A 13964-nucleotide genomic window follows, 5' to 3' on the forward strand; every position below is an offset into this window, starting at 1 on the left:
AAAAAAAAGAGAAAAAAAGTGAATAGATGTGAATCTATTCATCTACACCAAAGGATTTTTTAAGCAAGTCAGCGTTGACAAATCCTTCCTTATAAATTTTACCTGTGGTTAAATCATTGATTACTACTTCTGCAGGAGCAAACATTCCTTTATCAATTTGGTAGAAATCAAATCCTGCTTCTTTAAATACATCAAAGAATGGTTTGCCATATCCGTCAGCTGCTGAAGATGGTAATTGTGCTGCTACGTTAGCAATGTCATCGCCTTCTTCGGATTCTACATAGTAGTAAGTTCTTCCACCGAATAAAACAGCATCATTGGTTTTGCCCATTGCTTTGAGTCCGTCCGGGTCAACCGGTGCGATTGGTGCAATACCTGCGGCGTGTTTTACTTTGGTTACATCGAATTTAATAAATTCCAACATTTTGTAAGTTCCGTTTTCAACAACTCTTCCTGAAATTTGGATGGATCCAACAAGGGAAGATGTAGGAGCTACAAGCAAGTAAACATCTTTAACATCAACGTCACATTCATCAGCAATGTATTGGGCAACTTCTTCACCAGGCAATACGTCAGCTTCCAAAGTTAAGATGGCCAAGTCAGCGTCTTTGTCTTCGTAGCCGATTTCTTCGTAGGTTTCAGCTGGTTTTAATGCGATTGCCCTTGCAGGTCCTGAACCTAATGCAAAGAAATCTCCCACGGATACGGACCAGCCTGCTTTTTGTGAACCTAAGGTTGAAATTGAAGGTGAGTCAGTTTTGATTTTTACTGAAGGAAGTGCGAATTTTTCAGACAAATCTCCTGGAATTGAAATTCCAACATCTGCGAGTCCGCCAAGACAAACTTTAGTATAAAGTTCTCCTGCTTTAAAACTTCCATCTACATTAACACCACAGTCAATAACAGTAGCGCCATTATCTAAAGTTGCAACAGCGATGTTTAATTCATCTGCTTTTTCAATCATTACATCTACGGTTTTTTTAGCTTCTACGTTTACACTTACCATAGTTTTAACCTCTAAAAAATTTAACTTAATATCTTAAGTTATTATGTAGAATTATATTGTTATTATTATTTAAGTTTGACTAACAATTTCTTCGACATTGATTTTTTCCTGAGCCTTGGCTAAAATATCTTCATCGCCTGACTCATCGATGATTCTTTGAAATGCATCGTCGGATTCCAGAATATCAAAAGCGAATAAACGAACATCCTTAGAAATGGAGTTTAAAACAATGTCAATCCATTCCTCTTCAGTATCAACATAATCCAACATATAATCCATATTATCAAGTTTATACTGACTTTCTTTAGCTATTTTAACAAGCAACTCTCTATTTTTAACTTTTAACAGAGCATTTTCACGGTTATAGAAATAGAATTTATAATTTAAACCAGTTGAAGGGTTCTCAGATGATAAAATATCATAGTTATGGTCATGTATTGCAATATCCGCCAACACCTGTTCATCGGTGATCTTATCTAACGTAATTTCCTGAACCGGCTTTATTTGTGATCTGTCAACAATGTATGCCAGGAATGACTGATTGCTAGAATTTTGAACAATGAATAATTGAGTAATGTCGTCGAAATCATTTAAATTGAATTTCCTGAAAAAGGATTTGTCGAGATTTTGAATTATTTTTCTTCGAATTTCGGGATCTGAATCCTTATCCTTCAATACATCAATCTTATACCATAGAGGATATTCTTCTATCAATTCACAGTCATCAAAAAGAAGATTTATGTTTGCCCCATCAGAGACTTTCCAATCATCCAAACCTGAAACATCGACCAGTGAACTGCAGTTTCTAAACATTCCCTCCATTGATTTGATATTTCCCACATCCCATGATTTCAAGGCGGAAACATCAGCAAGTGAACTGCAATTCTTAAACATCCCTTCAGTTGATTTGATATTGCTGACATCCCATGATTCAAAAACTGAAACATTTTCAAGAAGTTCACATCCGTTCAGCATGCTTTTTAGGGAATTGACTTTAGAAATATCCCAATCCTTCAATGCTGAAATGTTTGTCAGTGAAGAACAGTTCTTAAACAGGAATTCGAAAGAGGTTACATTGGAAACATCCCAATCCTTCAGAGCTGAAATGTTTTTTATAGAACTACATCCTTCAAAAAGTCCTGAAATCCTATTTATATTGGACAGGTCCCATGATTTCAAAGGGGAAATATTTTTAAGAGAAGTACAATAAGAAAATACTGACAGAAGACTTTTATTACGTGTCATGGCGCTTAAATCCCAATTGGATACGGCTGAAATATCATTAAGACTTATGCAACCTCTGAACAATGCTGTTAAATTGAAAACATTGTTCATATTCCAATTTTTTAAAGCGGAAATGTTTTCAAGAGATGTACAGAATTCAAAAAGACATCCCATATCCTTCACATTGCTGACATCCCAATTTTTCAAAGGTGAGATATCCCTGATTTGCCTGCAATCAGAAAAAAGATAATGCATATCGTCCACCTTGCCTACATCCCAGGCGGCAAGCGGAGAAATGTCCTCTATGGAACTGCAGCCCATAAACATGCAGGACATATTGATAACGCTTGACATGTCCCAATTGGCCAGAGGAGAGATATCCTCCAAACTTGAACATCCTTTAAACATGTTGCTGACATCATTTACCCGAGAAAGGTCCCAATTATCCAATGAAGAGATTTCCACCAATGATTCACAACCTGAAAACATGTCCCGTGTTGATGCGACATTTCCAACGCCAAATGTAACTATGGCCTTAAGATTAACCATGTCCTTATATCTTCCGGCCAGATTTGTTTCGCCGAACAAATCTTCACTAATGAATTGAATGTCCTCACGGTTTTTAACATCAGCCCAATTGGTTAGATTTGTACCGTTGGTCAATATAATAAGAACATTAAATTCGCGCAATTCATAAATGCTTTCAGTAGTTGTGTTTAAATGTTCAAAATCATTCAAATAAATTCTAGCCATGTCAAGTCCTCTTCAATATTTACTTTGTCATATTGAATATATAATTCTTACATCAGCCTTAAAAAAATTTTATATTTCTAAAACCTGTCAAAGTGAACTTTAGACGGGTCATATCTAAGTTTTACTTCTCCTTCATGGGCAGGATATCCAATACAAATCACAGAGAATGGAATGCAATAATCAGGAATATTTAAATACTCCTTTAACTTTAATGTTCGATCCTCAACCGGATGAAAACCCAGCCAAACAGCACCCAATCCTTCATGGGTCGCCTGAAGAAGTATATTTTCATTGCATGCCCCCAAGTCCTGTTCAATCATTCTAAGGGCTTTGGCCTTATTCAGATTTCCTAATGTGACAATCAAATGAGATGCATTGGCAGCAGGTTTGGCAAACTGATGCATTTCTGAAATAGCTTCCTTATCCTCCTTATCGGAAACGACAATGAATTCCCATGCCTGCTGGTTGCAAGCGGAAGGTGCCTGCATTCCCGCTTTAAGCAGGTTTTCAATTATCTCATCGGGAACCTTTTCATCCGAATATTTACGTACACTTCTTCTTTTAAATATTAAACTCATTTAACCACCAAACAACTCTTCAATTTCTTCACGTACAAACGGATAATCATTTCTATCGGTTAAAACCTGAATCTGATCAGAATAGTTTATCTTAAAGTCCTCTGTTGGAATTATGTATTTGCCGTTTCTGATTACAGATACCACTATAGCATTTTTCGGGAAAGGAATATCCTTGATTTTAAAATTAATATAATTGCAATCTAAAGGAACCAGATATTCTGACAATACATGTTTTGAAGGCTTTTTAACATACTCCCTGTTTTTAGTTAATAATAATCTGTCATATAATGACTCATAAACCGGCTCATTGCCAAGTAAAGTTGGAACAACATAAGCGATTAATGATACAATGACCATCGCCACAAGAGACTCGGTTGACCCGGACATCTCCGCTAAAAGAACAATGCCTGTAATTGGAGACCTAACTGTCGCTGCGAAAAATCCGGCCATTGAAATAATTATGAACCGATAAATCAGATCATGCTCCCATCCGAATACCGGAACAACCACAGAACCGAATACCGCACCAATATAAGCACCCAATACCAGAATCGGTAAAAATATTCCTCCAGGCGCTCCTGATGAGAATGAAAACATTGAAAACAGGTATTTTAAAACTAACAATAACAATAATATCCCAAGTGATGGAATTGCCACATCCAGCATATCCATCATAAAGTGTCCTCCATCACTGATTTCAGGAATCAGCAATGCAACAACACCTGAAACCATAAAGACCAATACGAATTTGAGCCAGGACGGGATTTTAAGACTGTTCATAAAATCATTGGACCTGATCATTCCAATATTGTAGACATAACCCAAAAGGCCTATGAAAATCCCCAATACGATTAGAATCCAATAAGAAGCAAGGGGAATATTTAGCACGGGAAAACTTAATATTGTGGACTGGCCGAAGATTATTTTTGAGATAAAATCAGACACTATTGCAGAAACCAATGCTATGAAAACAAGTGTCTTGTCGAATCCATGGTTGATTTCTTCAAAGACAAAAATAACTCCCGCCAATGGCGCATTGAACGCAGCTGTAATACCTACTGCAGAACCTACAAGAATCAACCTTAACTCATCGGTTTTTGATCCCTTGAATAGTTTGGCGATTCCCTTTCCGGCCATACCTCCAATCTGAACTGAGGGACCTTCAGGACCCAGTGACAGTCCGCCCAAAGCAGTTAAAACACCGGCAACTATTTTTGAAAATAACACTTTAATCCAGTTTGCCTCCATATGGCCCTTTACCTCAGCATAAACCTGCGGAATGCCGCTTCCAGCAGAGTCAACTTCCCATTTAGTTAAAAAATCGATTAAAAGACCCATGACAGCAAGTGCAATGAAAAATAATATTATGTAAAATACATTCCCATGTATGATAGTTAAATAGTCTCTTAAAATGCTTTCCGAACCTGCAAGTAAAAAACGGTATAAGCAGACCATCAGTCCTGCAAATATGCCCACAAATACTCCTTGAACCGTTAAACGGAAAATATATTTTGGATTTTCACTTACTGATTTTAGTGTTCTTTCGAGTGCCTTCATCACTTAATATTTTTTATTACAAATCATATAAATTATCTTCCAAAATATAAATATCACCTCATATAAACTATTTTCTATGAACATGCAAAATAAGAAAAACATCATTATTGTTGAATGTAAATCAACAGGAACTAATTTTATTGCAGATATAATTAATAGAGGTTACAATCCGGTAATGCTTGACACCAAGTATGCGGACTCAGATATTGGAAAAGATTATGAAGAAACACTCCGGAATGAACATTCAGAGGTTGAATATGATTTCGACTTGATTACTGAAAAGGACACTTATGAAGAGACTCTTGAAATGGTGAAGGAATGGGACCCTATTTTGGTTTTGCCCGGAAATGAAAAGGGGGTTATTCTGGCAAGCAAATTGGCATATGACTTGAATTTGAAATGCAATGATATTGAAAATCTTGATTCAATGACCCTAAAAGATGAAATGCAAAACAGACTAGCTGAAAAAGGCCTTCGTTCAATAAGAGGAAAAGTCATAAAAACAATCGAAGAAGCGATAGAATTCTATGACGGCGAAGATTTAGACCAAGTGGTGCTGAAACCTACATACAGTTGTGGAGGAGCCAGCGTAAGGATCTGTACAGACAAGGAAGAAATGATAATGTATCTGAACGAACTATTGTCAAAAACCAACAGATATGGTGATGAATTAAATGAAGTTCTAGTTCAGGAACGCATTCTTGGTGATGAATATATCGTAAATACCGTAACATGCGAAGGGCATCACCGCGTGACTTTGGTTTGGAAATATAACAAAATACGAACAACAGACGGAGCTATTGTATATGATACCTGTGAAACCGTGAATGAATTAAACCTTGGTGAAGCGGAAATGGTGGAATATGCATATAATGTGGCGGATGCGCTTGGAATAGAATACGGTCCGGTTCATGGTGAATATATGATTGATGAAAAAGGTCCCGTTTTAATAGAGGTCAATTGCCGTCCATGCGGAGGGCATATGCCTGCTAAATTCCTTGACCAAATTTCAGGCCAGCACGAAACAGACAGCATATTGGATGCCTATTTAAAACCTGACCGCTTCAAAGAAAAATTAAAAAACAGATACCGCCTACACGGTCATGGAGCATTGAAATTCTTTATTGTGCCTAAAGACATGGTGGCGATTTCCTCACCAATGGAAAACATCAGTATCAAATTAGAAAGCCATGTGCAAACTTCAATGGATGATTTTGATGAAACAGATAAGAAAACATACTTTAAAACTGAAGATTTAGACAGCAGTTGCGGTATTGTATATTTGGCTCATAAGGACTATGGTGTAATCCAGGATGATATTAATTACCTTAGAAACGTTGAAAAACATGCGTTTTCATTAGTTTTAAGTGAAGAAAAACCAATAGAAACTGAAGATGAAAATATTGACCTGGATAAAGTCAAAAGATTAATAGACATAGGTGACGTGTACGGAACTGGACTGTTCATTACCGATGAAACCATACCAGACATTGATGTTTTACAGATCTCCCCAGACAAACTTGGAAACATCAGAAGTGAATTTGATTACATAATTGTCAATCTAAATGAAAGTATGATCAAAAACAGTACTGGAGATTTAGTCAACATCCTGTTGGACAGCTTTGATAAAATAAAAGCCGGAGGATTAATACTAATTCCAAAATCCACATACAAACTTTTCACCAATGAAAGGAGAGGTGTAGAAGCATTGATAAAACTGTTGAACCTTAAAATTGAGCTTCCTCCTTATGGAATGGAAAACATTATTATAGCTTCTAAAAAATAATTTCTTTTTTTAAATTAATGGGGAAGTTTACAGTTAATTTGAACTTCTCCATGTGTTTCCACATTTTGCACAACGTATAAAATTGGTTGGGGCTTCATCTGCCGATCGGGTCTGTACGGTCCACCAGTATCCTTTTGTTCCACCGCACTTGTAGCAGGTTATTGTGGTTGTAGGCAGAGCTACATTGTTACTGTCGGTTACAATCACCTTCGCTTCGGGATTTTTTTCACCATCCATATAGTATTGCTTCTTAATATCCTCATTTGAAAGTGATTTTTCAAAGCCGCATCTACATCTGATTATGCCTTTCTTTGGCATTAGCATTGCACCGCAATCAGGACAGAATTCCATATCATTAAACACCATTAAAAATTCGTAAGTATTAATATAATGAAACATGTTTATAAAATAATCGGTTCAAAAAAATAAGAAGGATGAGATGAAAAAACATCTGACTTTTTCCTTCGAATCTGTTGACCCCGGTTCTACAAGTATAATATTTCTCATTGATAATCCTCTTTCATTGTTTTGATGCGATTACAAAACCTTTTAAATCATGCAAAGGCAATTGTAATTTTAAATCCAAAGCGCGGACCAATACTTCAGCACCCAATCTTCCATTAGCTGTGTATTGATAAGTTGAATGAGGGATGAAAATCAACCCGCCGACCTTGACTTTACTGATAATCTTCAAAAATAATGAAACTATATAATCGTCCTTTCTGTTGACAATGCTTTCATTCAAATTGACGATGACGCAATCAAATTCCGCATTAATCCCTTCAATCTCATCAGGATTGACTTGAAATATGTTGTTATAGTCAAAAATTTGATCTGTAACGAATAATGTTGTCCCATATGCATGAATCATGTTCAATAAATATCTGACATCCTCAAAGGATTCGGCCTCATCCAAATCCGTTCTTTTTTGTGAACCGTCACTTAAGACCAATTGGAATGCATTCTTCTCTATGCTCCTTAAGAAATCAAGGTCTTTTCTAACTTCATAAGCATCGGGATGAATTAAAAAGACAGTTCCTCCTGTGGATTCAAAATCCTGTGTTTTCAAAAAAGGCTGATTCTGATTAATTTCATCAAGAACAGACTTGTAATGTGTTTTCAATTTGTCACTAATATGAATCATTGGATTGGATTGGGCTAGAATATCATTTGGAATGATGAAATATTTGATATGGGAATGTTCATATAAGTGATATCCTTTTCGAAGTTCAAAGTTAAATTTATCAGGATTTAGATATGAGTCAAGTGCGCTGTCGGTTTCATGCTGGCCGGAAAGTCTGTCTAAATATTCCGCATCCATCCCTCCACCCATTGGGCGGCAATTGACTTCAATCAAAACCGGACCCCTCTCATCAAGCATGAATTCCCCGTGAACAGGACCATACTGAATACCCATTGCATCGCACACTTTATAGGCATATTCAACAAGGTCTGCCTCACCAAGACCCAATTCATTAACTGCCGTTTGGTAATCATAAATGTGTCCACCTTCAGGAGTTTTGATTTTTGCATATTTCCAGATTGTGGTTACTCTGTGAGTTCCTGCGCAGGAAACGGTATTTACAATATATTCCTCACCGTCAATACGTTCCTGGACCACAAAATCAACATCACTATATCCAAAAATGTTTACATCGTCCAGCACTTCCTCAAGTGCCCGAATCATTTCCTCTTTATTGATGCATACCCTTACACCAACAGATCCAGCACCATAAATCGGCTTTACAACAACTTCCTTCAAGCCTTCCTCATCATAAAAATCAACCGCCTCTTCAATAGATGAGATTCTGCGACCACGGATATGTCTGAGACCCTTTTCAGCAAGTCTTTCCTGCATTTTATCCTTTAAAGTCATTGAATCAAGATTTTCAATAGGGTTGCATAATAAATTTAAATCATTGGCCAATTTTGTGGCTAAAATAACTCCTTTTTCAGAACCCGGAACCACCAACAAGGGATCATACTTCCTGACCATCTCTAGGGTTTCTTCATAGGTGTCCTTTTCTCTAATCAATTCAAAATCAGCATCAATTGCTGCAAAAGAGCTTTCAACAAGTTTTTGATAGATTTTACCTTCTTCAGACTCTACAGCTTTAGTCTGTAAAACTACAGGACTATAATTTCTATTTAGAATATCCTGAACATAATTAATCCCAGTAGATACGCATTCTACAATGACAATGTTTCTCATTTTTACACCGAATATTAATTTTGTTAAATCATTATTAAATAGTTTAATGAATTTAAAAAAAAAGAAATAGGAAATGAAATTTCCCTCAGCCTAATCTTTTTTACTAATTGAACTGAATCCAATTATAGCTGCAATCAATAGCAGCAATATCGGAATTCCAGTTGCGTTATGGGAAAATGAGTTTCCACTATTGAAGACAGCACCTGTTTCATTTTCTTGAGTGGTGTTTTCATCCAATTCCATTCCTGTAGCAATCTCATTGTTTTCCGTTTCGTCATCTGTTGAATTGGTGTCATCTTCAGTTTGATTGTCATCAGCTGAATTATTGCTGTCTTCTGTGTGATTGTCATCGGAAGAATTGGTGTCATCTTCAATGGATGACAATGTTATTTTGTATCCGAAATAATTCTGCAGATTATCATTCAATGGATCAAAAACTTCAAAATCGAATGTTGCTTTAGTGTTTTCATCAATCTGTTTAGTTTCGCCATGTCAGGAATAGTGCGACCTTCTTCGGCCAGTTCGAGAATAGCCTGTGTTATCGGATTGGTGCTTTGCAGATAATATCTATCAGAAAAGTCCCATATCACTTCAGCCGCATCATCCCGCATTGCCTGTAGCACATTCATAGAAATCGACGAACAGTATCTTAAGATAATTTCCGATTGATGTGTTATACTTGTTGTTCATTGCATGTGATGTGTCCCTTGGAGTGAATACGCTGCCGTTTTCCGCATGGTCCTTTGATAGATTTATGCAGTATCCGTTATAGCCATCGCTGAAGGTGATGTTTCATATTCCAGCACTTGTTGCATTCACCTGTTCGCCGTCCTGCAGCACTGTTTCATTATGGATTTCCAATATTTCATCACTGCCTATTTCAAGAGCTGTGGTGTTATTTTCACTGGCAAATGCTATGCCGCAACAAAAGATTAGTACTATAATCAATGCCAAACCTAATGCTTTCCTATTCATTTCATACCCCCTCCTAACTTTTCATATAATAATATTTAAAAATATTGGAGTATTTAAGCATGGGACAGTTAGATACATTTAAAACAAAATTAAATATCTCTGACTGTTTAAAATATTAAAATAACGCTTGAACTGGAGGAAAATTTTTGATTGTAAAAATAGAAAGTTTGATGATAATTCGAAAAGAAAAATTTAACGAAAAAAAAGTTTGAATGTGAAAGGGTCAACCTTCCACCATTATCAGCTTACCCGTAGAAGGATCCTTGTAAACTTTACCCATTTCAGTATATCCCTGACCGGATGAATTTGAAACGTCGGGAGTCTCGTTCAACTCCTGTCCCTGGTCTACTTCAGTCATTTTCTGCTGCATCTGTTCATGCACATTCTGGGTAGGGTCAATCATTGCCTGCATGTTCCAGCTTATGATAACGAAAACCAGAAAACCTACTGCAATGACGAGCATTGCATCCACAAGGTTGGATGTTCCTGCCATCGGGTCTTCTTCGACACGTTTTGATCTGCGCCTTCCACCTTTTCTTACCATAAGCACCACTAATTATTCGTTTTATCAAGCACTGAATCAATCAAAGCGTCCAAATCAGACAGGTACCTGTCATACCAGCCAGACCTGATTTTACCGATAACATAACATAACGCACCGGAACCGATACCGACAATTGTAGTGTTGAACGCAACGGTCAATGAAGATGCCAGAGTATTGATGTCTCCTGCACCCAGTGCCGCAAGACCAGGACCCATAGGAATCAAAGTACCCATCAATCCCAATGTCGGTCCGATACGAGTGATTATATCAGTTTTCTGTAAGTTATCCATTGTTTTTTCTTCTTCGAATTCAAATAACTTACGTGCAAGCGCTTCTCTTGAGGGGTTACCTAATTCCTGTGAAGAAGCGATTTCTGCCAACACCTTTTTCTGTGATTTTGGAATGTTTGCATTGCTAATTACATTTTTTAATGATTCTACTGAATCAGCTCTATTGATTTCATAAATCAAATCTCTGATTGTTCCTACAGGAACCTTACGCCTTGATGTATACTCCGCAATAATTCCGCCTAATGTAATGATTGAAATTATTACAATGATTAACAGAATTACCAGTACAGGTATTGTCAGACTTTGTGAAATTACATCAAGTGATCCTGTTAGGAACTCTCCTCCAGGTATATTTAAAGCCATATTTTTTCACCTTATCTTAAAATACTTCTGCCTCTTTTATTTAAAACGATGCCGCCCATGATTAAAATAGCAAATGCTAAAATTACCATAAGGACATCCTGAGGAGAACCCATTGTAATAGGACTTTGAGTTTTAGCCAATACTCCTGCTATGTTCGGTATGACAATTGCTGAAAGCAAGAAATATGCACCGAGCAAAAGCATGAAATTGCCCAAGACAATCGGATAAGGTCTGTTGATTACCTTAACAATTGTGTTTGATGCAAAATAAGTTACAATCATGACGCCAACAAGTGCTCCTGCAGCATACCAACTTAAATTCAGTGAACTGACACCGATGGTTGGAGCGACGATTAGGACACTTGCAATAATTGAACCGAAACAACATGGACAAGGAGCAATGATAGCTAGAGAAGTTGCGGTTGATGTATTCTTATCATGTATCTTCCATTCCCTTATTGTAAACAAACCTGCAATAATCATGATTGATGCCATGATAATGTAGAATATTGTATTGTAACTGTAAATTGCCTGCACTAATTGCTCAGAGTATAATGAAGCAATAGCAGAAATAAGTACAACACCCCCACCATAAGCAATGCAGATTACTGCAAATAATTTTTTTGACAAATTGGCCAATCCTGATGCTAATCCTATTTTGATACCGAATACAAGGACTGAAGCAAATATTCCAACCTGCCATAAAACACTCATCATATCCATAGTAAAAATTCTCCATAATCAAATTAAAATTAATTAATTACAATTTAATATTAGTCTAACAAAATATATAAAATTTTACAAATTTCGATGTGAAATTAACGCAATATCATAATAATATTTGCAAACAATAATTAAAAAGACTTTTGATAATCTAAATATTTAAGTTACTAAAAAAGCAATATTATATTATAAAAATTAATGAGGCAAAAAATGTTTTGGAACGAAGAAATTGAAACAATGCCAAGGCAAGACCTTGAAGAATTACAATTAAAAAAGCTTCAGTCAACAGTTAAAAGAGCATTTGATAAAATACCCTATTATCATAAACGATATAGTGAAGCTGAAGTTTATCCTGAAGACATTGAAACTTTAAAGGATATTGAAAAATTACCGTTCATTACAAAGGATGACTTAAGGGAAAGCTATCCCTTCGGACTCTTTGCAGTAGACATTAGGGAAATAAAAGAATTGCATTCCTCATCCGGAACAACCGGAAAACCTGTAGTGTCAGGATATACCGAAAAAGACCTGGATACATGGGCTGAAACCATCGCAAGAGGACTCACCATGATGGGAATAGGTGAAGATGATATCCTGCAGAACACCCACGGTTACGGCATGTTTACAGGCGGTTTTGGAGTTCACTACGGATGCCACAAAGTAGGAGCGGCAATCATTCCTATTTCAACCGGCCAGACACGCAGACAAATCGAAATAATGAGCGACTTTGGAGCAACAGGACTGATTTTCACACCATCCTACGGAATACACCTCGCTGAAGTTGCCCTTGAAGATGGAATCGACCCAAAGGAATTCGGCATCAAGGCAATTGGATTTGGAGCAGAAGGATGGACAGAGGAAATCAGGCAAAGAGTTGAAGAGCTCTTCGGAACCAAAGCATATAACATTTACGGCCTAACAGAACTCATGGGACCGGGTGTTGGAGTGGAATGTGCAGCCCAAAAAGGACTGCATATTGCAGAAGACATATACTACCCGGAAATCATTGACCCTAATACCCAAAAGGTTTTAGGTGAAAACACACCCGGCGAATTGGTACTGACAAACCTTGAAAGGGAAGGAATGCCAGTTATAAGATTTAGAACTAAGGATTTGACCAAACTGACTTATGAGAAATGTGAATGCGGAAGAACACATGCGAGAATGAGCAGAATCACAGGCAGATCCGATGACATGATTAAAGTTAAAGGTGTAGCTATTTTCCCATCACAAATCGAAAAGGCATTGCTTAAAATCGGTGATGTTGAGCCTCATTACATGATTATAGTTACAAGACCAGGAACATTAGACGAGATTGAAGTTAAAGTTGAAGCATCACATGACATTTTCTTCGACGGCATAAAGGAAATGATGGCGATACAGAAAAAAATTGGAAAATCAATTGAAAACGAAACAGGAATACGCGTAAAAGTAACTCTTGTAGAACCTAAAACACTACCAAGATTTGAAGGAAAAGCAAAAAGAGTTATTGATGAGAGGAACTTACATTAGGTGAGATTATGAAAATCAAACAATTATCAATATTTTTACAGAACAGAATGGGGAGCTTATCAAAACCATTAGAAGTGCTGACAGTAGCAGATGTGAATATTAGGGCAATGTGTATGGCGGATACCTCTGAATTCGGTATTTTAAGACTGGTGGTAGATGATCCGATTAAAGGTAAGGAAGCACTTGAAGAGAACAATTTCCTGGTCAAAATTACCGACATCATCGGTGTTGAAATGAATGATACACCAGGCGGTTTGACTACAGTTTTAAGAATCATTAAAGACAATTTAATTGATTTGGAATATCTCTATGCATTCAGTCATGAAAAAGAGGGCAAAGCAATACTTTTATTGCATGCAGACGATATTGATAAATTAATTGATATCCTGACTGAGAACAATATTACCATCGTTCCAGCCAGCGAAGTATATAATTTGTAATC

15 protein-coding genes are annotated in these 13964 nt (G+C 36.8%); 3 read left to right on the forward strand and 12 right to left on the reverse strand.

Annotated elements, in window-relative coordinates:
* Positions 1-34: 34 nt before the first annotated feature.
* From mch to IJF99_RS08300, 4 genes are all read right to left on the reverse strand, one after another.
* The gene (mch, locus tag IJF99_RS08285) at positions 35-1006 is read right to left on the reverse strand and encodes a methenyltetrahydromethanopterin cyclohydrolase (protein WP_292794130.1); all 972 of its coding nucleotides are present in this window, start codon (positions 1004-1006) and stop codon (positions 35-37) included.
* A 69-nt stretch (positions 1007-1075) separates the two neighbouring features.
* A complete protein-coding gene (locus IJF99_RS08290) occupies positions 1076-2983 on the reverse strand; it encodes a BspA family leucine-rich repeat surface protein (protein ID WP_292794133.1) in 1908 nt (635 codons plus the stop codon).
* A 77-nt stretch (positions 2984-3060) separates the two neighbouring features.
* Positions 3061-3561 (reverse strand): nitroreductase family protein, encoded by a 501-nt coding sequence (locus IJF99_RS08295; RefSeq protein WP_292794136.1) that lies wholly within the window; start codon positions 3559-3561, stop codon positions 3061-3063.
* Positions 3562-5118 carry a ClC family H(+)/Cl(-) exchange transporter gene (locus IJF99_RS08300; protein ID WP_292794139.1) on the reverse strand — a complete coding sequence of 519 codons (1557 nt, stop codon included), beginning with the start codon at positions 5116-5118 and terminating at the stop codon, positions 3562-3564.
* Between the two features lie 76 nt (positions 5119-5194).
* Between IJF99_RS08300 and IJF99_RS08305 the strand changes: the two genes are divergently transcribed.
* Positions 5195-6904 carry an ATP-grasp domain-containing protein gene (locus tag IJF99_RS08305; protein WP_292794141.1) on the forward strand — a complete coding sequence of 570 codons (1710 nt, stop codon included), beginning with the start codon at positions 5195-5197 and terminating at the stop codon, positions 6902-6904.
* A 33-nt stretch (positions 6905-6937) separates the two neighbouring features.
* On the opposite strand, the gene IJF99_RS08310 is transcribed toward IJF99_RS08305, so the two are convergent.
* The 8 genes from IJF99_RS08310 to IJF99_RS08345 form a co-directional block, all read right to left on the reverse strand.
* Entirely contained in the window at positions 6938-7255 is a 318-nt protein-coding gene (locus IJF99_RS08310; RefSeq protein ID WP_292794144.1) for a transcription factor S, read from the reverse strand.
* Positions 7256-7424: 169 nt separating this feature from the next.
* Positions 7425-9116 carry an ATP-grasp domain-containing protein gene (locus IJF99_RS08315; protein ID WP_292794147.1) on the reverse strand — a complete coding sequence of 564 codons (1692 nt, stop codon included), beginning with the start codon at positions 9114-9116 and terminating at the stop codon, positions 7425-7427.
* A 90-nt stretch (positions 9117-9206) separates the two neighbouring features.
* Positions 9207-9542, reverse strand: a complete 336-nt coding sequence (locus IJF99_RS08320; protein ID WP_292794150.1) for a hypothetical protein — start codon at positions 9540-9542, stop codon at positions 9207-9209.
* Entirely contained in the window at positions 9539-9727 is a 189-nt protein-coding gene (locus IJF99_RS08325; RefSeq protein WP_292794152.1) for a hypothetical protein, read from the reverse strand. The genes IJF99_RS08320 and IJF99_RS08325 overlap by 4 nt, the downstream gene beginning before the upstream one ends.
* Positions 9728-9908: 181 nt before the next feature.
* A complete protein-coding gene (locus tag IJF99_RS08330) occupies positions 9909-10091 on the reverse strand; it encodes a hypothetical protein (RefSeq protein ID WP_292794155.1) in 183 nt (60 codons plus the stop codon).
* 223 nt (positions 10092-10314) lie between these two features.
* Positions 10315-10635: a DUF2149 domain-containing protein gene (locus IJF99_RS08335; protein ID WP_292794158.1), complete on the reverse strand. Its 321-nt coding sequence runs from the start codon at positions 10633-10635 to the stop codon at positions 10315-10317.
* Positions 10636-10643: 8 nt separating this feature from the next.
* On the reverse strand, positions 10644-11288 hold the full coding sequence (locus IJF99_RS08340; RefSeq protein ID WP_292794161.1) for a MotA/TolQ/ExbB proton channel family protein: 645 nt from the start codon (positions 11286-11288) through the stop codon (positions 10644-10646).
* Between the two features lie 11 nt (positions 11289-11299).
* The gene (locus IJF99_RS08345; protein WP_292794164.1) at positions 11300-12010 is read right to left on the reverse strand and encodes a DUF2162 domain-containing protein; all 711 of its coding nucleotides are present in this window, start codon (positions 12008-12010) and stop codon (positions 11300-11302) included.
* 210 nt (positions 12011-12220) lie between these two features.
* Here IJF99_RS08345 and IJF99_RS08350 point away from each other — a divergent pair, with 210 nt between their 5' ends.
* Positions 12221-13522, forward strand: coding sequence for a phenylacetate--CoA ligase family protein (locus IJF99_RS08350; RefSeq protein ID WP_292794167.1), 1302 nt, complete (start codon positions 12221-12223; stop codon positions 13520-13522).
* An 8-nt stretch (positions 13523-13530) separates the two neighbouring features.
* Entirely contained in the window at positions 13531-13962 is a 432-nt protein-coding gene (locus tag IJF99_RS08355; RefSeq protein WP_292794169.1) for an acetolactate synthase, read from the forward strand.
* Positions 13963-13964 lie beyond the last annotated feature (2 nt).

It is taken from the genome of Methanobrevibacter sp., from assembly GCF_017406825.1.
In the GTDB taxonomy this organism is placed as follows: domain Archaea; phylum Methanobacteriota; class Methanobacteria; order Methanobacteriales; family Methanobacteriaceae; genus Methanocatella.